The sequence below is a fragment of the Streptomyces sp. NPDC090077 genome (assembly GCF_044747545.1).
GTDB lineage: Bacteria > Actinomycetota > Actinomycetes > Streptomycetales > Streptomycetaceae > Streptomyces.
In genome coordinates, this window is record NZ_JBIVEG010000001.1 from 53814 (window position 1) to 76893 (window position 23080).

The 23080-nt window shown below is 73.4% G+C and carries 18 protein-coding genes; 6 read left to right on the forward strand and 12 right to left on the reverse strand.

The features are described from left to right. Positions 1-102 precede the first annotated feature (102 nt). Positions 103-342, reverse strand: coding sequence for a hypothetical protein (locus ACIPW5_RS00270; protein ID WP_401238153.1), 240 nt, complete (start codon positions 340-342; stop codon positions 103-105). Between the two features lie 253 nt (positions 343-595). Here ACIPW5_RS00270 and ACIPW5_RS00275 point away from each other — a divergent pair, with 253 nt between their 5' ends. Then, a complete protein-coding gene (locus ACIPW5_RS00275) occupies positions 596-1345 on the forward strand; it encodes a hypothetical protein (RefSeq protein WP_401238156.1) in 750 nt (249 codons plus the stop codon). Between the two features lie 68 nt (positions 1346-1413). Here ACIPW5_RS00275 and ACIPW5_RS00280 read toward each other — a convergent pair whose 3' ends face one another. Continuing rightward, positions 1414-2055, reverse strand: a complete 642-nt coding sequence (locus ACIPW5_RS00280; protein WP_401238159.1) for an NADPH-dependent F420 reductase — start codon at positions 2053-2055, stop codon at positions 1414-1416. Between the two features lie 88 nt (positions 2056-2143). Between ACIPW5_RS00280 and ACIPW5_RS00285 the strand changes: the two genes are divergently transcribed. Beyond that, positions 2144-2536 (forward strand): winged helix-turn-helix transcriptional regulator, encoded by a 393-nt coding sequence (locus ACIPW5_RS00285; RefSeq protein WP_401238162.1) that lies wholly within the window; start codon positions 2144-2146, stop codon positions 2534-2536. A gap of 36 nt (positions 2537-2572) precedes the next feature. Beyond that, positions 2573-3037 (forward strand): MBL fold metallo-hydrolase, encoded by a 465-nt coding sequence (locus ACIPW5_RS00290; RefSeq protein WP_401238165.1) that lies wholly within the window; start codon positions 2573-2575, stop codon positions 3035-3037. Between the two features lie 7 nt (positions 3038-3044). Here the strand turns inward: ACIPW5_RS00290 and zwf are convergent, their stop codons facing one another. Both zwf and ACIPW5_RS00300 read right to left on the reverse strand, forming a co-directional pair. After that, positions 3045-4490 (reverse strand): glucose-6-phosphate dehydrogenase, encoded by a 1446-nt coding sequence (gene zwf, locus ACIPW5_RS00295; RefSeq protein WP_401238168.1) that lies wholly within the window; start codon positions 4488-4490, stop codon positions 3045-3047. 146 nt (positions 4491-4636) lie between these two features. Beyond that, complete coding sequence (locus ACIPW5_RS00300; RefSeq protein WP_401238170.1) at positions 4637-5098, reverse strand: hypothetical protein; 462 nt, start codon at positions 5096-5098, stop codon at positions 4637-4639. Positions 5099-5233: 135 nt separating this feature from the next. On the opposite strand from ACIPW5_RS00300, the gene ACIPW5_RS00305 reads away from it, so the two are divergent. Both ACIPW5_RS00305 and ACIPW5_RS00310 read left to right on the forward strand, forming a co-directional pair. After that, positions 5234-6058, forward strand: coding sequence for a hypothetical protein (locus tag ACIPW5_RS00305; protein ID WP_401238173.1), 825 nt, complete (start codon positions 5234-5236; stop codon positions 6056-6058). 75 nt (positions 6059-6133) lie between these two features. Then, a complete protein-coding gene (locus ACIPW5_RS00310; protein WP_401238176.1) occupies positions 6134-6724 on the forward strand; it encodes a TetR/AcrR family transcriptional regulator in 591 nt (196 codons plus the stop codon). A gap of 63 nt (positions 6725-6787) precedes the next feature. Here the strand turns inward: ACIPW5_RS00310 and ACIPW5_RS00315 are convergent, their stop codons facing one another. Further along, positions 6788-7138 carry a VOC family protein gene (locus ACIPW5_RS00315; protein ID WP_401238179.1) on the reverse strand — a complete coding sequence of 117 codons (351 nt, stop codon included), beginning with the start codon at positions 7136-7138 and terminating at the stop codon, positions 6788-6790. Between the two features lie 164 nt (positions 7139-7302). Here ACIPW5_RS00315 and ACIPW5_RS00320 point away from each other — a divergent pair, with 164 nt between their 5' ends. Then, positions 7303-7743 (forward strand): VOC family protein, encoded by a 441-nt coding sequence (locus ACIPW5_RS00320; RefSeq protein ID WP_401238181.1) that lies wholly within the window; start codon positions 7303-7305, stop codon positions 7741-7743. Between the two features lie 68 nt (positions 7744-7811). Here the strand turns inward: ACIPW5_RS00320 and ACIPW5_RS00325 are convergent, their stop codons facing one another. The 7 genes from ACIPW5_RS00325 to ACIPW5_RS00355 form a co-directional block, all read right to left on the reverse strand. Then, positions 7812-9389: an MFS transporter gene (locus ACIPW5_RS00325; RefSeq protein ID WP_401238184.1), complete on the reverse strand. Its 1578-nt coding sequence runs from the start codon at positions 9387-9389 to the stop codon at positions 7812-7814. A 23-nt stretch (positions 9390-9412) separates the two neighbouring features. Continuing rightward, positions 9413-10246 (reverse strand): thioesterase II family protein, encoded by an 834-nt coding sequence (locus ACIPW5_RS00330; protein ID WP_401238187.1) that lies wholly within the window; start codon positions 10244-10246, stop codon positions 9413-9415. Further along, entirely contained in the window at positions 10246-11418 is a 1173-nt protein-coding gene (locus ACIPW5_RS00335; RefSeq protein WP_401238190.1) for a class II histone deacetylase, read from the reverse strand. Before ACIPW5_RS00335 ends, ACIPW5_RS00330 begins: the two co-directional genes overlap by 1 nt. Continuing rightward, a complete protein-coding gene (locus ACIPW5_RS00340; RefSeq protein WP_401238193.1) occupies positions 11418-11723 on the reverse strand; it encodes a hypothetical protein in 306 nt (101 codons plus the stop codon). Before ACIPW5_RS00340 ends, ACIPW5_RS00335 begins: the two co-directional genes overlap by 1 nt. A gap of 78 nt (positions 11724-11801) precedes the next feature. Further along, positions 11802-15731 (reverse strand): bifunctional SDR family oxidoreductase/pyridoxal phosphate-dependent aminotransferase family protein, encoded by a 3930-nt coding sequence (locus ACIPW5_RS00345; protein ID WP_401238195.1) that lies wholly within the window; start codon positions 15729-15731, stop codon positions 11802-11804. Next, on the reverse strand, positions 15728-16849 hold the full coding sequence (locus ACIPW5_RS00350; RefSeq protein WP_401238197.1) for a DNA alkylation repair protein: 1122 nt from the start codon (positions 16847-16849) through the stop codon (positions 15728-15730). The genes ACIPW5_RS00345 and ACIPW5_RS00350 overlap by 4 nt, the downstream gene beginning before the upstream one ends. Continuing rightward, positions 16842-23072, reverse strand: coding sequence for a beta-ketoacyl synthase N-terminal-like domain-containing protein (locus ACIPW5_RS00355; RefSeq protein WP_401238200.1), 6231 nt, complete (start codon positions 23070-23072; stop codon positions 16842-16844). The genes ACIPW5_RS00350 and ACIPW5_RS00355 overlap by 8 nt, the downstream gene beginning before the upstream one ends. Positions 23073-23080 lie beyond the last annotated feature (8 nt).

Genomic DNA, 23080 nt, shown 5'->3' on the forward strand with positions numbered 1-23080 from the left:
GCCTGACGAGCCGCCACCGGCTGGTCGACTGGGGCGTCATCAGGCCCCAGACGAAGGCCTCCGGCACCGGTCCGGTCCGACGACCAGGCGGTGCGGACCGGGCTACCTGCCCGAGTGGTCGATGACGTTGCCGTTGGAGCAGTTGTTGACGCGGTCGGAAACGTAGTCGCCCAGCACGGGGACGACCGCGACTTCCTGCAGGCACACGGCGGCGGCGGTGAAGTTCCAGTTGTTCGCGGCGTTCACGCCGCCACCGAAGTTGGAGTCGTTGTCCGCGTGCGCGGGCGCGGCGAGGGCGACGGTGGCCAGGACCAGCCCGGCAGCGGTGATGATCTTCTTCATGCCCTGGAAACGATCCGCAGGCGCCGGGGATACGCCCCGAGCCGCTCGACGACGCCCCGGCAGCCGGGCGGGGCTGACCTCCGCGTCGCCGGTCTGGAGCAGCGGCACCGCCGGCCTTCCGCGCGGCCCGGGCTCCCACCGCCGGTACGGGGACTGTAAATCGTTCACGATTCACCGCCCCGCTGGTCGGTGAGGCCCCGGCGTGTGCCAGGGCGCACACTCTGACGCCGGAGGCATCTGCTTTGATCACCTCATGACGGACTGGTCTCAGCTCACGCATGCGTACGGCACTGCCGAAGACGTACCCGGCCTCCTCAAGGCAGCCGGGACCGACTCGGAGAGTCCCGCATGGAACGAGCTCTGGTCCCGCCTGTGTCACCAAGGGACGGTCTACCCCGCGAGCTACGCTGCCCTGCCCGCGCTGGCCGAGAAGGCCCGCCGGTTGACGGCGGCAGACCGAACCGTGCCCCTGCTCTTGGCCGCTTCCATCATCGCCAGCACCGACCGCCCCTACGGGGCGCTCGAACCCGAAGACGCCTACGCTGCGGAGACCGCTGAGCTGATCGAGCTCGTGGAGGAGGCGCTGCGCCAGCCGTCGCTGGCCGACAACCCCCATCGCTATGTGGAACTGCTGGAAGCCCTGCTCGCTTTCGAGGGAGTCGTGGTGTGGGGGCAGGAGCTGCACGGCCTCAGCGGCGAGGAGTTCGAAGTTCCCTGCCCCGTGTGCGAGGCCGAGAACTTCGTGGTGTTCGGCGAGTACGGCCACTTCTCAACGACCGACAGCTTCTACATGAACGAGCCCGCCGGGCATCGTAGGGAATTGCATCCCGCAGCCGTCTCCTCGCTGCAAGGGCTGGCCAAGCGGCTCCACACCCGTGCCCTCGCCGACGGCCAGCACGAGGTCGCCGACAAACTGCTCTACGTGTTCGGCACTGCGCAGTGCGCAGAGTGCGATGCACTCTTCCGCGTAGATCACGCCGTCGTGGCCCGCTGGAGCGACTGACCAGCGACACGCCACTGACACAGCCCACTCCACGGACCGTCAAAAACGTCAGCACGGAATCGGGGGGATCAAGCCGGGGGCGGGGTGTCCGGGAGGGCCAGGTGGGGGGAGTTGCCCGACCACCAGATGCCGATGGCCCAGGCTGCCGTGGCTTCCAGGTACGGGGCGCGGTCCAGGCCGCCCGACGGGATCGGGGTCCAGCCCGTCGCGGTGATGAGCTCCGTGATGTGGGCTGCCGCCTCCGTGTCGTCCGTGCAGAAGGGGACGGCCGGGGCGGGGTCGGCCGTGGGGAGCGGGGGCCGGTGCCAATGGCTCACGTGGACCAGGTTGAAGGCCTTCACCACGTGGGCTGCGGGTGCTGCCGCCGCGATGAGGCCCGCCACGCTCTGTCCGGCGTCCGTTGTGAGCATCACCCCGCCGGGGCCCGGGACGAGGGCGTTCGTGCAGTCCACGACCGTTCGGCCGGTGAGTGCCCCGGCGTGTTGGCGGGCGAGGGACGGGGCCGTCCCGGCCGGCACGGCGAGGAGTACCGCTTCTCCGTACGTGGATGCCTGCGCGGGCGTGCCGTGGCCGGCTGCGCCGATTTGGGCGGCGAGGGTCGCGGCTGCTGCCGTGTCCCGGCCGCCGATGAACACCTCGTGGCCGGCCCGCGCCCAGGCGCCACCCAGGGCCGCCGCCATCGCTCCCGTACCCATGACACCGATTCGCATGGTTCGCCTCTCTCCTTGTCGGGTGGGCCGACGGTACAAAGGCCGACGCATACCGTTCGGTGTGCGTCGGGGGGAGGAGGATGGGTGGATGGAGAAGCCGATCGGCCCTGTCGCGGGCCTGCCCGAGCTCGTGTACACGGCCGACTGCCGGGCGCGTGTCGCCTTCGAGGTGCTGGCCAATCGGTGGGACAGCGTGGTGGTGTTCACGCTCGGTGATACCGGGCCCATGCGGCCGCGTGCGTTGGTGGCGCGGATCGGGGGGATCAGTCCGAAGGTCCTCAACGAGGCGCTGCGGCGGCTGGAGCGCAACGGGCTCGTACAACGGCGGGTCTATGCCGAGGCCCCGCCGCGTGTGGACTATGCCCTGACCGAGGCCGGTACGGCGTTGTTGGTCCCGATGCAGGCGATGGGGGCCTGGGCCGCGCGGTATGCGGATGACGTTCTGGAGGCTCAGGAGCGCCATGGATCCCGGTGGGGGTAGGTTGGGGCGTGATCGACTTGGCCCCGCACCACGGTCGTGGGTCCGGGGCTGGACGAGGTCACGGCCGCCTTCGGGCTCGAGGAGTGGCCGGATCGGGCCGGGACGCTGGACCTGGGTGGGCGGGTCGTCGACCTGGTGCCCGGGCCCGGGCACCAGGAGGCGGCGCTGGTCTTCTACGACCGGCACACCGGGCTGCTGCTGACCGGCGACTCCCTCTACCCGGGGCGGCTGTACGTCGAGGACCGGGCGGCGTACTCGGCCACCGTCGACCGGCTGCTCGACTTCTGCGTCGGCCGGGAGGTGCGCCATGTCCTCGGCTGTCACATCGAGATGAACGGGGCGGGTGAGGAGTACCCCCGTGGCACGGTGTACCAGCCTGACGAGCCGCCGCTGCAACTCGGCGTGGAGCACCTGCGGATGCTGCGCAGGGCTCTTGACGAGACTGCGGGCGCGCAGGGGAGTCATGCGTATGGGGGGTTCGTTCTGGTGTACGGCGACTGACTGACCGCTACGAGGGCAGGTGCCAGCGGTAGGGGGCCGCAAGGGCCTCGATGCTGTCCGGGCCCCAGCTGCCGGGGGCGTACGGTTCGACCGGCGGGGGCGCGTCGAGCAGGGGGGCGGCGACCTCCCAGAGGCGTTCGACGCCGTCGGAGCGGGTGAAGAGGGCCTGGTTGCCCTTCATGGCCTCCAGGAGGAGGTGCTCGTAACCCTCCAGGAAGTTCTGTGCGGTGAACGAGGTGCGGTAGTTGAAGGCCAGGTCGGCGGGTGCGAGCCGCATCGACGGGCCGGGTTCCTTGACGAGGAAGCGGGCGGTGATGGAGCCGGGGTCGCCGAAGTCGATGACCAGCTCGTTGCTCCGGCCGGCGGCGGCTGCCCGGGCGTCCAGCGGGAACATCCGCAGGACCGGTTCGCGCAGGCCGAGCGTGACCACGTGCCGGCCCTCGGCGAGGGCCTTGCCCGTGCGGAGGTGGAAGGGCACCCCCGCCCAGCGCCAGTTGTCGATGCCGACGCGCAGCGCCGCGAAGGTCTCGGTGTCCGAGGCCGGGTCGACGCCCTGCTCCTCGCGGTAGCCGGTGTACTGGCCCCGGACGACGTGGGCGGGGTCCAGGGGGCGCATGCTGTGGAAGACCTTGGCCTGCTCGTCGCGCAGCGCGTCCCCCTCCAGGACGACGGGGGGTTCCATGGCGATGAACCCGAGCAGCTGGAAGAGGTGGGTGACGACCATGTCGCGGAAGGTTCCGGTGCCCTCGAAGAAGCGGGCGCGGCCCTGGATGTCGATGTGTTCGGGAACGTCGATCTGTACGTGGCTGATGTGCTCGCGGTTCCACAGCGGCTCGAAGAAGCCGTTGGCGAAGCGGAGCGCGAGGACGTTGTCGACGGCCTCCTTGCCCAGGAAGTGGTCGATCCGGAACACCCGTGACTCGTCGAAGACGGCGTGGATGGCGGCGTTGAGCGCGCGGGCGGAGGCGAGGTCGGTGCCGAAGGGCTTCTCGACGATGACCCGGCCTCCCTCGGCGAGCCCCGTGGCGCCCAGCAGGTCGATGACGGAGGTGAAGGCGGCGGGGGGCACGGCGAGGTGGAAGAGCCGGCGCGGCCGGCCCCCGAGGGCGGTCTCGGCCTGCCGCACCGCTGCCGTCAGGGGTTCCGCGGCTCCCGTGTCGGCCGCGCCGAAGGACAGGGCGGCTTCGAACGCGTCCCACTGCGGGCCCTCGGGCTGCGAGCGGCCGAATTCCGCGACGGCCTGCCGTGCGTGGTCGCGGAACCGCTCGTCGGTGAGGGCCTCGGCGGCCGGGGCGGTGCCGACGATCCGGTAGTTCCGGGGCATCAGGCCGGCGCGTGCCAGGTGGAACAGTCCGGGCAGCAGTTTGCGGCGTGCGAGGTCGCCGGTGGCGCCGAAGAGGACGATGACGTGGTCCGCGGGCAGGGGATCGACGGGCTGGACGGGCTGGGTCATGGGGGTCCTCACTCGTCCGTGCCGGCGCGGTTCCGGGCCGTTGCCGTCTGCGCCGCGTGGTGGCGGCCCTGTGTCCTCAGGGCCCACTGTGCGGACTTCCGGGCGATCCGGCATCCCGGGCCCGTCCGAACCGGTGGTGTCCCCGGTCAGGCCGGTACGACCTCGACGGGGAGTCCGGCCGCGCGTGCTGCGGCGACCGTGTCCGCGGTTCCGCCCGGGCGGCCCGGCAGGCCGTTCCACACCGCCACCAGGAGGTCGGCCCGGCCCAGGAGGACGCGGTTGGCGGCGCCGTAGGCCCGTGCGGAGGCCTGCCGGTACGGCAGGACGGTCACCGCGGCCGCGGCGGCGTGCAGGCGGTCGAAGTGTGCGGCGTAGTGCGGGGCGACCATCCTCGCGCGGTAGTCGTGCGACGGGAGGACGGCCTCCAGCCGGCCGCCGGCCTCCAGGACGAGGTCCGCGAACAGGGCGTCGGCGCCCTCCGCCAGGCAGGAGAGGCCGGTCAGCCCGCCGGCGGTCGAGCGTGCGAGGACGGTGCGCAGGTGGTCCGTGATGGCGGCCGATCTCGCCGGATCGATGCGCATGTGTCCGGTGACGGCAACCGTTGCCACACCCCACCCCCCGAGAACCCGTCTGGTTGTTGGTTCCGGCCGAACGATAGCCGGTCCGGGGGCTTGCGGCCCCTTCGGTGCCGGTCGGGTACAGTCCCCGTTCGATCTTGATCAACTCGGGGGACGGGGCGTTGCATGGCACGGCGGGACGGATACGGCGGGCCGGCGGACGGCCGGCCCACCGTGGAGCGGACGGTGGAGCGGGGGCGGACGCGGCGGCACGGGTGTGTGACGGTGCTGATGGCGCCCTTCGTCCTGGCCGCCCGGTTCCAGCGTCCGGGGCGGGAGGACCGGCTCGCTGACGCCGCGATGGCCCGGGCGCAGGTGGCCCGTACCTGCATCGGGCTGGGAGCCACGGCCTGGCTGTTCTTCGCGTACTCGCTGCGGCACGGAGCCAAGGACGTGGTCGACGACAAGATCATCGAGATGCTGCTCGCCGCCGTCGTGCTGATGGTCGTGGGGCCGTTGGTGGTCGGGGCCTTCGTGGCCGCGGCCCGGCCGCCGCTGCGCGGCCGGTACCGCCGGCGGCTGCCGGGCCCGTTGACGGCGTTCGGCGTGCTCTCGGGTGCGGCGGGCTTCCTGGCCTTCGCGTTCAGGCGGGACCTGCAGGACCGGGTGTTCGGGGGGATCGGGGACGCGGGTTTCGCCCTGACCCTGCCCATCGGGCTGGCCGGGCTGTTCCTGGTGCCGTTCGTGCTGGCGTCCTCGGTGCTGTGCGTCCACCACTCCTTCCGGACCGCCGACGTGCACGAGGTGCTGCCGCCCCTGCTGTCGCCGGTCGTGGTCGTGGCGATGTCGGTGCTCCAGGCCTTCGACGGGCCGCCGGTCAACGCCCCGCAGGCCGTGTGGTTCCTCTTCCTGGCGGGGGCGCCGCTGTCGGTGACCGCCCTGTCCGTCTGGGAGTTGCGCCGGCTGCGCACCCGGTACGGGATCACCCTGCGCGCTGCCCTGGGCCGGTAGGCGGCCGCACCGGAGCGGTAGGGGCGAAGTACGGTGTGCGCAGGCTTGTGCGGGCCGGAGACGGGGGTCACCACCATGACGGGCGGGGTTCGGGCGCAGCAGCGCGAGCAGACGCGGCAGGTGCTGCTGCTGGAGAGCCGGCGGCTCTTCTCCGACCTGGGGTACGCCTCCGTGGGGCTCGCGGAGATCGGACGGGCCGCCGGGGTCACCAAGGGGGCGCTCTACCACCACTTCGGCAGCAAGGCGGAGGTGTTCCGGGCGGTGCTGGAGCAGGTGCAGGGGGAGGTCGCCGTGCAGGTCGCGGCGGCGGCGGACGCCCGGGAGCACGCCTGGGACCAGCTCACCTCGGGGTGCCAGGCCTTCCTGACCGCCTCCACCGACCCCGCGCTCCAGCGCATCATGCTCGTCGACGGGCCGGCGGTGCTCGGCTGGCGGGAGTGGAGGGCGATGAACGAGGCCACCTCGGGCCGCCACCTGGCGGAGGCGCTCACCGTCCTCATAGCGGAGGGCAGCATTCCTGACCAGCCGGTGGCGCCGCTCACGCACCTGCTGTCGGGGGCGATGAACGAGGCGGCCCTGTGGCTGGCGGCGTCGGAGGACGCGGCCGATCTGGAGGACACCCGGCAGGCGCTGGCGCGGATGCTGGAGGCGTTGCGGGTGGGGTGAGGGCGCGTGAACGGGTCGGCGTCCGGCCGTTCGTGCGTCGGGCCGGGGCCTTCGCCGGTCAGGTCAGGTCGCCGCGACGATGTCGATCCGGACTCCGTTGGGGTCGGTGGCGACCAGGTGTTTGCGGCCCGGGTGTCCTACGGCGCCCAGGGCCGCGAGCCGCGCCCACTCCTGCGGGCGGTCCTCCACGGTGAGGGTGAGCCGTACGGCGCGCACCGGCCGGCGGAGGGCTTCGGGGAGGTCGGGGTGCGCGTGGTCGAGCAGGGTGAGCTCGTGGCGCGGGGACCCGGGGCGGCTCAGGCCGGCGTGCCAGGGGGTCACGTGGGTGGCGGTGAAACCGAACAGTCTGCTGTAGAAGCTGCGGGATTCCTCCGGCCGCGAGGTGCAGATCACCGGACAGAAGCTGCTCAGCATGGAACGCCATCTCCATTCGCGTACCAACAGTATGCGAACTGACGCTAGTGACATGCCGAGCAGCGTGTCAACACGGCCGCTGCGCAAGCCCGTCGGGCGTGACGCGCGGGCGGGCGGGTCGTTGGGACGGGATGACCGCATACCCGCCCCAGAACGGTGCCGCGATGACCTCCTCCGCCCTGACCGGCTTCTATCCCGTGCTCTGCACCGAGCGGCTCGGCGAGTCCGTGGCGTTCTACACCTCGCTGTTCGGGTTCGAGACGACGTACACCAGCGACTGGTACGTCAGCCTGCGGCGGCCCGAGCCGCCGCACTACGAGCTCGCCCTGGTCGCCGCGGGGCACGAGACCGTGCCGGAGGCCTTCCGCCGGCCGGTGCGGGGGCTGATCCTCAACTTCGAGGTGGCCGACGTGGACGCGGAGTACGCACGCCTCGTGCACGGGGCCGGGCTGCGTCCCGAACTCCCGCTGCGCAGCGAGGCGTTCGGTCAGCGGCACTTCATCGTGGCCTCCCCCGACGGCGTCCTGGTCGACGTCATCACGCCCATCGCCCCCACGGCCGCCCACGCCGCCGGCTACCAGGGCGGTGCCGGGGGCGGGGTCTGACGGCCCGCGGCCCGCGGCCCGCGTCGTGGGACGCGGGCCACGGGCCGCAGCGGGGTCGGTGGGGTGTGTCAGGCCTCCACGTTGACGGCGGGGACGGAGCCTTCGGCCGGAGCGTCGGGGGCCGCGGCGGGGTCCGCGCCCGAGCCGGTGGCCGGCAGCTTGATGACGACCGCCACCAGCACGGCGGAGGCGAGTGCCGTCGCCGCCCCGATGCCGCCGATGAGGTTCAGGCCGTCGGTGAAGGCTTCCTTTGCGGAGGCCAGCAGGGTGGTCGCCGCGTCCCCGGAAAGGCGCTGCGCCGCCTCGACCGCTCCGGTGAGCGTGTGCCCGGCGTCCTGCGGCGCGCCCGCGGGGACGTCCACGCCGCTGCGGAACACGGCGGTCCCGAGGCTGCCGAGCAGGGCCACGCCCAGCGCCATGCCGAGTTCGGTGCTCGTCTCGGAGAGGGCCGCGGCCGATCCGGCCTGCTCGGGCTGGGCCGATCCGACGACGATGTCCGTGCCCAGGGCGATCAGCGGACCGCCGCCGGCGTAGACGAGGGCGAAGCCGGTCACCACCTGGGCGATGCCCGAGGAGCTGTCGGCGGTGCTCAGCAGCAGGTGGCCGAGGGCCGACAGGACCAGACCGACGGCGACGACGTGCGCGGGGCGGAACCTGGCCGCGGCCATCGGGGACACCACCGCCGTCACGATCAGCGCGAAGGCCGCGGGCAGCAGGTACAGGCCCGCCTTCATCGGGGACAGGCCGCCGACGAGCTGGAGGAACTGCGTCACCGTCAGGTAGGTGCCGCCGGCCACGAGCATGCTGAGCAGCAGGGTCACCAGCGCGGTGCGGAACGTCCGGCTGCGGAAGAGGCCGAGGTCGAGCAGCGGGCTCTCCAGGGTGCGCTGCCGGCGGATGAACACCACGCCGAGGACCAGTCCGACGACGAGGGTCCCGAGCGGTACCGGGCCGACCCCGTCGTTGGCGATCTCCTTGAGGCCGTAGATGACCGGAAGGATCGCGGCGAGCGACAGCAGCACGCTGGGCAGGTCGAGCCGGCCGGCCTCCTCGTCGCGGTACTCGGGCAGCAGGACCGGGCCGGCCACCAGGAGCAGCGCCATGATGGGCACGCCGAGCAGGAAGACCGAACCCCACCAGAAGTACTCGAGCATGGCGCCGCCGACCACCGGGCCGAGGGCGATGCCGACCGAGAACATGGTGACCCAGACGGCGATGGCCACGCCGCGCTGCCGCGCGTCGGCGAACATGTTGATGATCAGGGCGAGGGTCGAGGGCATGAGCGTGGCACCGGCGATGCCCATCGCCGCCCGCGCCGCGATCAGCGTGGTCGGGTCGTCGGCGAAGACGGCGGCCAGGGAGGCGAGGCCGAACGCGGCCGCGCCGATGAGGAGCAGCTTGCGGCGGCCGATGCGGTCGCCGAGCGTCCCCATGGTCACCAGGAAGCCGGCGATCAGGAAGCCGTAGATGTCGATGATCCACAGCATCTGCGAGGCGGAGGGGTCCAGGCCCTGGCTGATGTGCGGCACGGCCAGGTGCAGGACGCTCACGTCGATGGACAGCAGCAGGGTGGGCAGGGCCAGTACGGCCAGGCCCAGCCACTCGCGGGGGCCTGCCAGTAAGGGCGTTTCGGCGTGGGTGCTCACGGTAGTTCCTTTCGGGGTGGTGCTCATCGGTGCCCGACACGGTCGTAGCGCGGGGGCGCGGGAGGGAGGGTCATCGGCCGGGGTTCGTCGGGAACGGGTACGAGGCGCGCGGCGACCGTCGCCGCGTTGGCGGGTGTGTAGAGGTAGAAGTGGCCGCCGGTGAAGGTCTGCCGGGCGAAGCCGCCCGAGGTCTCCAGCGACCACAGGTGCATCCGGTCGTCGATGACCACGGGGTCGTCGACCGCGCTGAGGGCCAGAACGGGGACTCCGGTGCCGGACAGGGGCCGCCGGTAGGTCTCCATCGCCTCCAGGTCGGCGCGGATCGCACGGAGCGACGGCTCCATCAGGTCGGCGCGGTCCATCAGGCCCGGGGACATCCCGCCGATGTCCGTCAGGTGCCCCATCAGCTCGGTGTCGTCGCGCAGGTGCGCGAACGGGGGCTCGCTGGGGAAGCACGGGGGCTGGCGGGCCGAGACGGCCAGCTGGGTGGGCGGCAGTCCCTTCTGCTCCATGGCGCGGGTGAGTTCGTATCCGAGCACGCTGCCGAAGCTGTGCCCGATGACGGCGTACGGCAGCGGCTCCAGTTCGGCGAGTTCCCGTGCGAGGGCCTCCACCAGCGGCTCGACGCGGGTCAGCGGCGGCTCGTTGATCCGGGCGCCCCGGCCGGGCAGCTGGGCGATCACGCACTCGACGTCCTCGGCCAGCACCTGCCACCAGGAGCGGAACGCGGAGGGCCATCCGCCGGCGTGCGGGAGCGCCACGATCCGGAACCGGGGGCGGGTCCGGGGGCCCGGTGCCGGGCCGGTACCGGCCACCCGGCGGGCACCGCTGCCCACCGTCATCCACCAGGCGCCCATCACGGACCCCCGTTCGAGGACGCGGCCGCAGGCACGGGGACGGCCCGGGGCGCGGCCCCGGAGGAGGCGCCCGCCAGCAGGGGGTGGTGTTCCTCCAGGTGGGTGATGACCCGTTCCTGGTGCTTCTGGAGGCGCTGGCCGGGGAGGTGCTCCAGGGAGTGCAGGAAGGGGTCCTGCGGGGCCGGCAGGCCGGCGATCGCCGCCGCCGTGCCCAGGACCAGCGTCGGCTGGTACCACGCCGAGTAGCCGCCTTCGTGGGCGAAGACGATCCTGCCCCCGGTGAGTTCGCCGGCCAGCCGGCACATCGCCGCGGTCATGCTGTGGAAGGTGCGGCTGGTGCACAGCATCCGGCCCATGGGGTCGTGGCCGCTCGCGTCGAGCCCCGCCGCCACCAGGATCAGGTCGGGGCGGAACGCGCGGGCGGCCGGCTCCACGATCCGGTCCATGACAGCGAGGTAGGCGCCCTCGCCCGAGCCGGCGGGCAGCGGCACGTTGAGCGTGCTGCCCGCTCCCCCGCCCGCGCCGGTCTCCAGGACGAGACCGGACGCGGCGGGGAACAGCCCCTCCTGGTGCACCGATACGTACAGCACGTCGGGGTCCTCGTAGAACGTCCGCTGGATGCCGTTCCCGTGGTGGACGTCCCAGTCCAGGATCATCACCCGGCGGGCCCCGCGGCGCTGCGCCGCGCGGGCGGCCACCGCCAGGTTGTTGTACAGGCACAGGGCCATGGCCCGGTCCGGCTCGGCGTGGTGGCCGGGCGGCCGCACGAGGCAGTACGCCCGGTCGAAGCGGCCCTCGACGACGCCCGTGGCGGCCTCCACGCAGGCCCCGACGGCGAGCCGTGCGGCCTGTGCGCTGTGGTAGTTGACGTACGCGTAGACGCCTGCGTCGCCCGTGCCGGCGGCGGAGGCCGCCTCGACCCGCTCGATGTGTTCGGGCACGTGCACGAGCAGCAGGTCCTCGTCGGTGGCCGGCTCCGGGGTGAGGCAGGTGAACCGGTCCATCACGCCCGACGCCTTCACCAGTCCTTCGGCGCGCCGGAGGTCGGGGTCGACCGCGAACTGGCGCAGCGGCTCGATGCCCGGTCCCACCGGCACGTACCCCGATCCGGGGCCGGGGTCGTGCCAGAAGCAGATCTCGTGGCTGTACCACGCGAGACGGGGGGCGCTCATCAGGCGGAGGCTCCCAGCGAGACCCGGCTGATCCCGGCGACCTTCTCGATGTACTGGAGGTAGTACTCGCGCTCCTCGTCGGCGGTGCGCTTGGTGCGCAGCGTGGTCTCCAGCAGGCCGAGCACCTCGCCGGCCTCGGTGGTGGTGAGCCGCCGGCCGCCGACCTCCTTCTCGAAGGTGCGTATCCGCGCGGTGGGCTCGACCACGCCGGACGTGAACTCGCCCTGGTCGGTGCCGTGGTTGCGGGTCGAGGCGATGGTCTTCAGAACCGCTCCGAAGAACGCCGTGGTGTCGATGTCGGTCATCTCGGTACCCCCTTCGTTGCCGTGCGCGCGGTCGGCGCACGGTGGTGTCCGTCCGGTCGGTGCTTCGGTGCTCGGTGCTCAGTGGATGAGGCCGCAGGCGCGGCCGGCCTTCTCCAGCGTCACGACGGCCGCGTCCAGATCGGCGTCCGAGTGGCTGAGGTTGACGATGGTCCGCAGCCGGGGCAGCGTGCGCGGTACGGCCGGGTAGACGATCGGCTGGACGAAGAGGCCGTCGAGCTGGCACAGCCGGGCCATCTCCCCCGCCTGGTCGGCGGAGGTGCAGATGATCGGCACCACCGGTGTCTCGCTGGCCATGGTGTCGAAGCCGAGGGCGCGCAGCTGCTCGCGGTAGCGGGTGGTCTTGGCGCGCAGTTCCCGGGGCAGGGACGGAGCGGCCGCCATGACCTCCACCGCGGCCTTCGCCGCCGCCACCTGGGCGGGGGTCGCCGCGGCGGAGAACATCCAGCCGCGGGCGTTGTTCTTGAGCGCGAAGACGAGGTCCCGGGACCCGGCGACGTAGCCGCCGGCGCTCGGCACCGTCTTGGAGAGGGTGCCCATCTTGACGTCGACCCGTGCCGGGTCGATGCCGAAGTGCTCGGTGATGCCGCGGCCGGTGTCGCCGAGGACGCCCAGGCTGTGCGCCTCGTCGACCATGAGCGGGGCGTCGTAGCGCTCGCAGAGTTCCACGATGCCGGGCAGGTCGGCCACGTCGCCGTCCATGCTGAACACGGCGTCGGTGACGACCAGGCGGCCGGCGTCGCCCGCCTTGCGCAGGGCGCGTTCGAGGTCGGCGAGGTCGTTGTGGGCGTAGGTGATGACCGTGGCGCCGGACAGCCGGTACCCGTCCAGGATGCTGGCGTGGTTGTAGACGTCGCCGATGACGAAGTCCCCGGGGCCGACGAGGGCGCCGACGGTCGCCACGTTCGCCATGTAGCCGCTGGAGAAGACGATGGCGTCCTCGGTGCCGAGGAAGCGGGCCAGGGCCAGTTCGAGCTCGCGGTGCAGGTGCAGGGTGCCCGCCAGCAGGCGTACGCCGTGCGCGCCGGTGCCGTGCCGCTCGACGGCGCGCAGGACCTGGTCGTCGATGTAGTCGTGGCCGATGAGGCCGAGGTAGCTGTAGGAGGCGAAGTTCAGGAACCATCTGCCGTCGAACTTGATCCGGGGGCCCGTCGCCTCCTCGATGACGGGCTCGTAGAAGTACTCGTCCTTGGCGACGATGAGGCGGTCCTCCGCCGACAGGGCGTCGATGCGGCGGTCGAGGAACCTGCCCTCGGGGGCGTCGACCAGCCGGCCGGGCAGGGTCCGCCGCGGGATCCGGTCCGCCGTCGGGGCGGGGGCGGGGGTCGGGGTCGGGGCCGGGGTGGGGGCCGGGGGCGCCGCCGGGGTGGGCGGGGTCTGCGGCGCGTCCCTGAAGCGGTCCCAGTCGGGGACGAAGGAGTCGGCGGGGACCCGGGCCGGGGCGGCGGCGGGCCGCGGCGACGGGGGCAAGGGGCGCGACGCGGCCGCCGGGGCGGGCGCGGGCGCGGGCACCTGACGGTCCGGTGCGGGGGCGGGGCGCGGCGCCGGAGCGGCGACCCGGGCAGGGGGCCCCGCCGGGGCGGGGGCGGCGGCCGGGGCGGGCCGGGACGTCGGGGCCGGGAGGCTGCGCGGGAGCGATTCCAGGTGGGTGAGCAGGCCGCCGACGTTGGTGTGCTCGAAGAACGCCATCGGGTCGATGTCGAGCCCGTCGGGGGTCAGTTCGGCGGCCAGCTCGACGGCCATCATCGAGTCCAGGCCGAGCTCCAGCAGATCGTCCTCGGCGGCCACGCCGTCGACGAGCAGTACCTTGGCGATCGCCCGGGTGAGCGAAGGCCACAGTCCGGTGTCGGACGTGGGAGCGGTCATGGGTACATCCCTCGCTTTCGCGGCGGCGGACAGAACGTAGTGGGCGGGCGGGCGGCCCAGGGTCGTACGGAGCAGGTCGATGCCGTCGTCCTCGGTGAGGGCGTGGATGCCGTGCGCGGCGGCCTTCGGGGCGATGGACTCGCCCATGCCGACGGTCCACAGGCCCCAGCCGAGGCTGTACCACGGCCGGCCCTCGGCGCGTTGGCGGGCGGCGTAGCCGTCCATGTAGGCGTTGGCCGCGGCGTAGGCGCTTTGGCCGAGGTTCGCCCGTACCGCGGCGACCGAGGAGAACAGGGCGACGAACGCGGGCTCGTCGTAGCCGGAGACCAGGTCGGCGAGCGCGTGCGTGCCGCCGATCTTGGGTCCGAGCACGGCGTCCAGCTGCTCCGGGGTGAGGCCGCGCGCCAGTCCGTCGCGCAGCACCCCGGCGCCGTGGAACACCCCGTCGTAGCGTGCGCCGGCGGGGAGTGCCTCGCGCAGGGTGCGGACGTCCGCCGCCACGACGGCCAGGTCGCAGCGTTCCGCGAGCCGGTCGAGGCGTTCGCGGGCGCTTCCCCGGTCCGGCACGGTCCGCCCGACCAGGGTCAGGTGGGCGCAGCCCTCGTCCGCGAGGAACTCGGCGACGCGCAGTCCGATGCCGCCCATGCCGCCGGTGACCAGGAAGCGGCCGTCCCGGTAGCGCCGCGTGCTGGTGCCGCCCGCGGGCCCCTGGGGCTGCAGGGAGGGCTCGTACCAGGTGTCGCCGCGCCGGGCGAGTTCCGGCCGGTCCCGGCCGAGCGCCGTCCACACGGCCGCGGCGTCCTCGCCCTCCGGGCCGGCCGGACCGCCGCTGCCGAGGTCGAGGAGGCGCACTCCGCTGCGGGGGTGCTCGACCCGCAGCGTGCGGCCGAGGCCCCACAGGGCGGTCATGTAGGGGTCGACGAGGTCCTGCGCCGCCACCTGGTGGGCGCCGGCGGTGACGATCAGCAGGGCGGGCATCGGCCTGCGGGCCGCGAGCCGGCGCACCAGAGCGAACACCTCCTGCAGGGCCCGTGTCACCTCGGCCCCGCCGGTGAGCCCGCGCGGTGCCACGTAGACCACGTCCCGGATGTCGGCGCCGGCCGGCAGGGCGTCCTCGCCGGCTGCCGAGAGCCGTGCCGGGGTCAGGTGCAGGAGGTCCCGGCCCTCCGGGCCCCGGAGGGCCTGTTCCGACACGACCAGCAGGGTTCCCTCGGCCGGGCGCGGGGGTGCGGTGGCCGGGTCGGTCTCCCGCCAGACGACGGTCTCGGTCGACGGACCCACGGACGGTTCCTCGGCCGGTGCCCGCGTCGGCTCCGCCGGGCTGGTCGCCCGTACCGCGGGGCGGGCGGCCTTGAGGGTGATGCGGTCCAGTTCCAGCAGCACCTCCCCCTGCTGGTTGCAGACCACGGCCCGTCCCCGTACGGCACCGCCCGGGCTCCCGGCGTCGGCCGGCGCTTCCCGCTCGACCAGGGCGATCACCGTGCCGGAGATGCGCCGGCGGGCCACCAGCCGGCCGATGTACCAGGGCAGGCACGCCCCGGCCGTCCCGTCGTCGAGCATGCCGAGTGCCTGGAAGACGCTGTCGAGCAACGGCGGCGGCACGAAAGGGGGCGCCGACGCCGGGTCCGGGTCGTCGACGGCCCGGAGCATCAGCACCATGCGGTCCGGGCCCCGGTGCGCCGACCGGATCACCCGGTAGGCCGGCCCGTACGCGATCCCGCTCGCCTCGCGCCACGCGGCCACGGCCGCCAGCGGCACCGGCTCGGTGCAGCCGTCCCGCAGCGCCGCCACGTCGACGTAGCGGGGCGGCCGGAGCGGGTCGGCGCTCACCCGGGCGGTGCTGTGCTCGACCGGCCCGCCGTCGGCCTCCGGGCGGACGGACCGGAGCGTGCACCGGCCCGCTTCGCCCGGGAGGACCTCGATCTCCGCACCGGCCCCGGCCACGAGCAGCGGCGCCCGGAAGGCGACCTGTGTCAGCGTCCACTGGCGGTCGGGGCGTCCGGCGTCACAGGCCGACAGGACGGCGTCGATCTGCGCGGCGGCGGGGACGACCGGGACACCGCCGATCCGGTGGTCGGAGACGAGCGGATCGGTGGCGCGCAGGTATGACCCGAGGCCGCTCATGTGCGGAGCCCGAATCGTTCGGTGGCCTGGACGAGGCCGTTCACCTGGATGTCGATGCTGTGCTCCCCCGGGTAGTAGCGGCGGGTCTGTACTTCCTTGATGGCGTGCGCCTTCTCCAGGGAGCGCTTCTCGCCGGCGCCGAGTTCGAACGTGGTGAGCTTGAAGACCTTCGGGATGGTGCGCCCGTTCTTGCGCACGTGGTGCACGACGTAGTCGACGGCGATGCTGTGCGGCCGGTCGTCGGTGTTCTCGATGTCGAAGCCGATGAGGAGGGTGTCGCCGATGGTCACGGACCCGGGGGTGATCCGCAGCCGGTCCACCCGGACGTGCTCGCCGCCCGTCGCGCCGAGGAGGGCCAGGGCCTGCTGGTCGCCCTTCTTCACGAGGGTGCGCAGACCGTGCTTGACGATCCACTGGGTCTCGGGGGTCGGGCTCTCCTCCAGCCAGCGCAGCGCGGTCGCGAGCGCGACGTCCGGGTGGTCCTTGGCGATGTCGTTGAGGTTGTTGGCGACGGACTTGCGCACGTACTCGGAGGAGTCGCTGCGCAGCGGTTCGAGGACCTCCAGTACCGGCAGCGGGTCCTTGACGAACACGGTCAGGGTCCGGGCCCAGGGCAGCCGGGGGCGGACGCCCTCGGTCGCCAGACGGCGCACGTTGTGGCTCGGGCTGAGGGCCCATCGGGCGACGCGTTCCATCGTCGGCGCGTAGTGCTGTTCGAGGTAGGGGCGGATGGCGTACTCGCCGGTGTGCCGCTTGGTGATCTCCTCGATGGCGTCGAGTGACGCCTCGGGGTGGTCCAGCCCGTACTGCTCGACGAATCGGGCGACCGGCATGAGGTACCAGCTGGCGTTGAACATGCCTTCGCCTTCGGCGAGTTCGTCGCCGAGGACGGACAGGAGGATCGGCAGGGCGTCGGGGTAGCCGGCGGGCAGCCGGGTGCGCAGCCCCTCGGCCAGGACGAGGACGCGGTCCTTCAGTTCCTTGCCGGGGATGCGTGCCTCGACCTCTGCCGCATATCCCTCCACGTCGAACCCGGGGTCGACGGCGCGGATCCTGTCGCCGATCAGGCGGGCCGCCTCGCCGTTGAAGTGTCGCTTCAGTCCGTATTCGCTAGACATGGTTGTGGTGCCTCTTCGTCTCGTTCTGGTTGTTCGTGGTGGTGCTCGTGGCGTGCGGGTCGGCGGATATCCAGAACCGCTGCCGGGTGAAGGGGTAGGTGGGGATGGTGATGGTGCGCTGTCCCCTGCCGGCGTGCAGTCCCGACCAGTCGAGGTCGGCCGGGGTCCCGTTCACGTAGGCGGCCACCGCCGCGTGCAGCTCGGCCTGGTCCGTCCGTTCGCGGCGCAGGGTGCTCAGCCACACCGGCTGGGATCCGGTCCAGGAGAGCTTGGCGAGTGCGGTGAGCTGCGGATGGGAGCCGATCTCCCACACCGCACCCGCGCCCAGCCCGCCGAGCGTCCCCACTGCCTCGCTGAAGCGCACCGGTTCCCGGATGGCCCGGCCCCAGTACGCGGGGTCCGTGGCCGATTCGGGCGTGTGCCAGGCGCCGGACACGGAGGAGGCGAAGGGCAGGGCGGGCGCCGACAGCGGGGTTGCCGCCACCGCCTGCGTGAACGGGGCCACCGCCCCGGCCATCAGCTCGGAGTGGAAGGCGTGGCTGACCACCAGGGGGGTGGTCCGCAGGCCCGATCCCTCTCGGAAGGCCGCCACCGCGGCCGCCGGACCCGAAATCGTCACCGCACGTGGGGAATTGTAGGCCGCGACCTCGACTCCCGGGTGGCCGGCCAGGGCCGCGACGACCGCTTCCGCGTCGGCGTGGACCACGGCCATGGCACCATGGCCCGGCTGCTCCTCCATCAGCCGCCCGCGCAAGGTGGTCAGCCGGAGGAGATCCTCCAGACCCAGTACCCCGGCGACCCAGGCGGCCGTCAGCTCGCCCAGGCTGTGACCGGCCACGGCGTCCGGACGGACGCCGACCGACTCCAGCCAGCGCACCAGGGCCACCTGCAGCGACACGATCCCGACCTGCGCGTAACGGGTCCGGTCCAGCGCGTCCACAGCGCTGCCGAACAGCAGTTCCGGCAGCGGGACGTCGAGGTGGGGCGCCAGCAGCGCCGCGCACTCGTCCAGGGCCGAACGGAACACCGGCTCCGAGGTGTAGAGGCCACGGCCCATGCCCGCGTACTGCGAACCCTGACCCGTGAACAGGAACACGTTCGGGGCGGTCACGCCCCCCGTGCGGGATGCGGGAACCCGGCCGTCCGCCACGCTCCTGAGGCCGGCGGCCAGTTCACCGGCGTCGGCGCCCCGAACTGCCGCGCGGAAGCGGTGTCCGGCCCGGCCGGTGTTCGCCGTGTGCGCGAAGTCCCCCAGCGTCTCCGCCGACGCGCCGAGCAGTTCGTCCGCGTAGGAACCGGCGAGGGTGCGCAGTGCCGTCTCGTCCGCCGCGGTCACCCGCACCACGTAGGAGTCCTGACCCGCGACCTCCCGCGGAGCCGCAGCGGGAGGCTCCTCGACGATGACGTGGGCGTTCACGCCGCCCATCCCGAAGGCACTCACCGCCGCACGACGCGGGCTCTCACCCCGCGGCCACTCCATCGCGCGATCGGCGAGGTAGAACGGCGACTCCTCGAAACGGATGTGGTCGTTCGGCCGCACCACGTGCAACGACGGCGGAACCACACCGTGCTCCATCGCCAGCAACACCTTCACCAGACCCGCCAGACCCGCAGCCGGCTCCAGATGGCCCACGTTGCTCTTCAGGGAGCTGAGCGCGCAGAACTGGGAACGATCCGTCAGACCGCGCCAGGCACGGGTCAGGCCCTCGACCTCGATCGGGTCGCCCAGACCGGTCCCGGTCCCGTGCGCCTCGACCAGGCCGATCGACTCCACCGGCACCGCCGCATCCCGCAACGCGGCGGAGATCACGTCGGCTTGTGCGCGCGGGCTGGGTGCGGAGTAGCGGCTGGTGCGGCCGCCGTGGTTGACGGCGGCGCCCTTGACCACGCCGCGGATCCGGTCGCCGTCGCGCACGGCGTCGTCGTACCGGCGCAGGACCACGGCCACGGCTCCTTCGCCCGGGACGAAGCCGTCGGCGGTGCTGTCGAAGGCGCGGCTGCGGTAGCGGGGCGAGAGGGCCATGAGGTCGCCCATGGAGTGGAAGTACTCCGGGCTGATGCCGGCGTGCACGGCTCCGATCACCGCGGTGTCGATGTCTCCGGTCCGCAGGTGCTGGAGTGCCGAGTGCAGGGCGACCAGTGAGGAGGAGCAGAGGGTGTTGACCAGTCCGCTCGGGCCGTGCCAGTCCATGAGGTAGGACAGCCTGTTGGCGATCATCGCCTCCAGGCCGAGGCCCCGGCCGTCGGGTACGCCGTGGCGGACCCGCTCCTCGTGGTAGTGGTCGTGGCTGTAGGCGATCCACAGACCGGTGCGGCCTTGGGCGCGGGTGCCGTTCCGGCCGCCGTCCTCCAGGGCCTCCCAGATCGTCTCGTAGACGATGCGCGCCTGCGGGTCGATGAGGGGGGCCTCACGGGCCGAGATCCGGAAGGGGGCCGGGTCGAACTCGTCCACGCGGTCCAGGAAGGAGGCGTACGGGACCGGTCCGTCTGCGTCCGGCCGGCGGCCTTCGGGCAGCGGCCGGACCGTGTCCCGGCCCTCCATGAGGAGTTCGGCGAAGGCGGTCAGGTCGCCCGCGGTGGGAAGCCGGACCGCGGCGCCCACGACGGCGACGTCGCGCGGCCGGGACTCCGGGGCGGCCGCGGGGGGCTCGGGCGTGCGGGCGGGCTCGGGCTCGCGGGGCGTGGCCGTGGCGGCCGCGCGTGCGGGCGGTACGGGCTCTGCGGGGGCGGGGGCCGTGGGCTCCGGGGCCGGTTCGGCGTGCGGAGCGGCCTCCTGGGCCGGGGCGGCCGGGGCGGCCAGCCCGTCGACGAGTCCCGGCTCCTCCTCCACGAGGAACTCGGCGAACTGGCGCGGGGTCGGGTACTCGAAGAAGACGGTCGGGTACAGGGACACCCCGTGTTCCTGGGAGATGCGCTCGCTCAGCCCGACCAGCCCGACCGAGTCGAAGCCGGCGGACAGGAACTCCTTGTCGGCGTCCTCCGCGGGGGTGTCCGTCAAGGACAGGAACCAGGCGAGTGCCCGCGCGGACCGTGAGGCGGGAGGGGCTGCGGGAGCCGCCGGGCGGGGCGGTGTGGGAACGGGCACGGGCGGCTGCGGGGTGGTCGGCCGCGCCTCGGATGCGGACGGCACGGCGGAGGGCGCGGCGGACGGCACGGCAGAGGGCGCGGAGGGCGCGGAGGGCGCCGTAGCCGTGGACGTCTCCCCCGCGGTGAACGCCAGGACGGGAACCCGCTTGGACGACATGTCCCCGAAGACCAGGAGGGGCGTGCCGGCCTCGTCGGTGACGGTCTGGGTGACCCGGCAGGCCTCGTCGTTCCAGAAGGCGATCTCCGTGCGTACGTAGGCGGCGGTGTCCAGCGGTCCGAGGACGTCCAGCCGGCCCGCCGAGAGCGGGATGAACGCGGAGGCGTCGGTCGCGCCGAACACGGGGTTCGCCGGGTCGATGGCCGCGACCGTCACGCTGTCCAGGAGGCCGGGGAACAGTTCCACGCCGGGCGGGTTCATCTCCCGCTGGCGGGCGCCCTCGATGCGGGCCAGGGTGCCGCCGTCGGGGAGGCTCGCCACCCAGGAGATGTTCCGGTAGTAGCGGCCGTGGTGGTAGCCGATCCGGCGCAGCCACCGGTAGAGGCCCGAGCCCGCGTGCAGGGTGGTGCGGGCGCAGTCGGCCAGCAGGGTGTGCACGGGGACGGGCGGCGGCGGAGCGGCGGGGGGTTCGGTGACGAGGCGGCCGGTGACGTACGGTTCGCCGCTCTCGCCGTCCTCGACCCTGAAGCCGCCGTCGCCGTGGACCCGGCAGACGACCCGGCGGGCCCCGGTGGCGATGAGTGGGCGGTGGAAGAGGATGTCGCGCGCCCCGTGGAAGGCGTCGCCCCGGAGCGCGGCGCCTTCGCGGAGGAAGTCGAACCACGCCACGCCCGGGAGCATGAGCGTGCGGTACACGGCGTGTTGGGCGATGGGGGCCTCGGCCGGGCCGAAGACCCGGGCGTAGGTGTACCCGGCCGCGCCTTCGTCGGACACGAGCTCCGCGGGCGACCCGGGTTCGGCCGAGCGCAGCGGTTCGGCGAGGTTCAGTGCCCGGCCGCGCTGCTGGGCGTGGGGCAGCAGGCGCTTGGTCCACGCCGCGCCGGTGGTCTGCTGGTACGCGGCCCAGTCGACGTCCCGGCCCTCGCGGAAGAGCCGGGCGGCGATGCCGGCGAGGACCTCGGCGACCTCGCGGCCGTCGCGGGCCCCGGCGAGGAGGGTGGCGGCGTCGATGCCGGCACGGCCCCCGGTGTCGGTGTCCCGTGTCGGGCGGGAGGGGTCCTGGGCGCCCCGCAGGACGTCGGCCAGGGCCCGCTCCAGGGGGACTCGGCCCCGTACGAAGTTCCCGACCGCCTCCCAGCCGGGGGGCAGGTCGACCGCGTCCTCGGACAGCCCCAGGTCGCGCAGGGCGATCGCGAGGGCGACGGCGGAGAGGATCCGCAGCAGTTCGCCGGAGAACGCGGCGAGGGGGGTGCCGGTGGCGGTTTCGAAGAGGCCGACGACTGCGTGGACGGCCGGGGAGGAGGCGTCGAGGGCGGTCAGCCAGGCGGGCGGGGCGGCGTCGGCTCCGGGGCGTACCGACACGGTGGTGCGGGGGGTGCCGTCGGTGCGGGGGTGCGGGGTGGCGGGGGCCAGGAGCCAGGCGCGGAGGGCGGCGGCGAGCCGGCCGGCGTCCGCGCCGACGACGGCGAGCCGCTCGGTGCGGTGCGGGCGGGCCAGGCGGGCGGTGGCGCACGCGTCGCCGAGTCCGCCGGGCCCGTCCGTGAGGGAGGGCAGGAACTCCAGCCACTGCGCGGCCAGTTCGCGCAGTGCGTACGGGCTGTCCGCGGACAGCGGCAGCAGGTGGACGGGCTCGGGCCGGGGCTGCCGGGGGTCGCCGTCCGCCGGGCCGGCGGGGGCCGCGGCCGGGGCTGCTTCGACGACCACGTGGGCGTTGGTGCCGCCGAAGCCGAATCCGCTCACGGCGGCCCGGCGTACGGGCGCTTCGGGCCAGGGCAGGCTCGTGCCGGGCAGGTGGAAGGGGCTGTCGGCGAGGTTGAGGCGCGGGTTGGGCGACGCCACCGCCACGGCCGGGACGGTGCCCTCGCGCAGCGCGACGATGATCTTCGCGAGTCCGGCCAGGCCCGATGCCGAGTGCAGGTGGCCGATGCGGCGCTTGACGGAGCCGAGCGCCACGGAGTTGCGGGGGACGCCGTGCCGGGTGAACACCTCGGTGAGCGCGCGGACTTCGATCGGGTCGCCGATCGCGGTGCCGGTGCCGTGTGCCTCCACGTACTGGACGGTCGCCGGGTCGATGGTGCGGTAGGCCTTGTCCAGCAGGTCGATCTGGGCTTCCAGGTTCGGTGTGGTGACGCCCATGGTGCGGCCGTCGTTGTTGACGGCGGTCCCGCTGATGGCTCCGAGGATGACGTCGCCGTCGGCCAGTGCCGCCGGCATCGGCTTCAGGACCAGGGCGGCGGCGCCCTCGCCGGGCACGTAGCCGTTGGCCCTGCCGTCGAAGGTGTGGCACAGCCCGTCCGGGGAGAGGGCCCCGGTGCGGGAGAGGAGGACGAAGGTCAGCGGGTCGATCAGCAGGTCCACCGCGCCGACCAGGGCGAGTTCGCAGGTCCCGGCCGCCAGGCTCTGGCAGGCCAGCCAGACCGCCGACAGGGAGGAGGAGCAGGCGGTGTCCACCACCAGGCTCGGGCCCGCCAGGTCGAAGCGGTCGGACAGCCAGGCCGCCGTGAAGTTCTGCGACCGTCCCCACAGTGCGGCGGGCCCGGCCTCGGCCGGGGAGCCCGCGGTGCCGGGCGGGACCTGTCCCCGGCCCCGGTCGAATCCGTAGCCGTTCATGCGGGCGCCGACGAACACGCCCGCGTCGAGCCTGCGGCGCACGCCGAGGTATCCGGCGTCCTCCAGGGCCCGGGCGCCGACCTCCAGCATCACCCGCTGCTGGGGGTCGAGGAACACGGCGTCCTCGGCGGTCATGCCGAACGCCTCGTGGTCGAAGGAGAACGGGTCCACCAGGAACGCGCCGCGGTGGTGCGTGCCCTGGTGGGGTCCTTCGCCCCGGTAGAGTTCGCGGGCCCACCGGCTCGGCGGGACCTCTCCGACCTCGACCCCGTCGCGGCCCAGGAAGTGCGTCAGGTCGACGGCGTCCTCGGCGCCCGGGAGCCGTACCGCGAGGCCGATGACGGCGATGCGGGTGTCGAGCTCGCTCACGGTTGTCC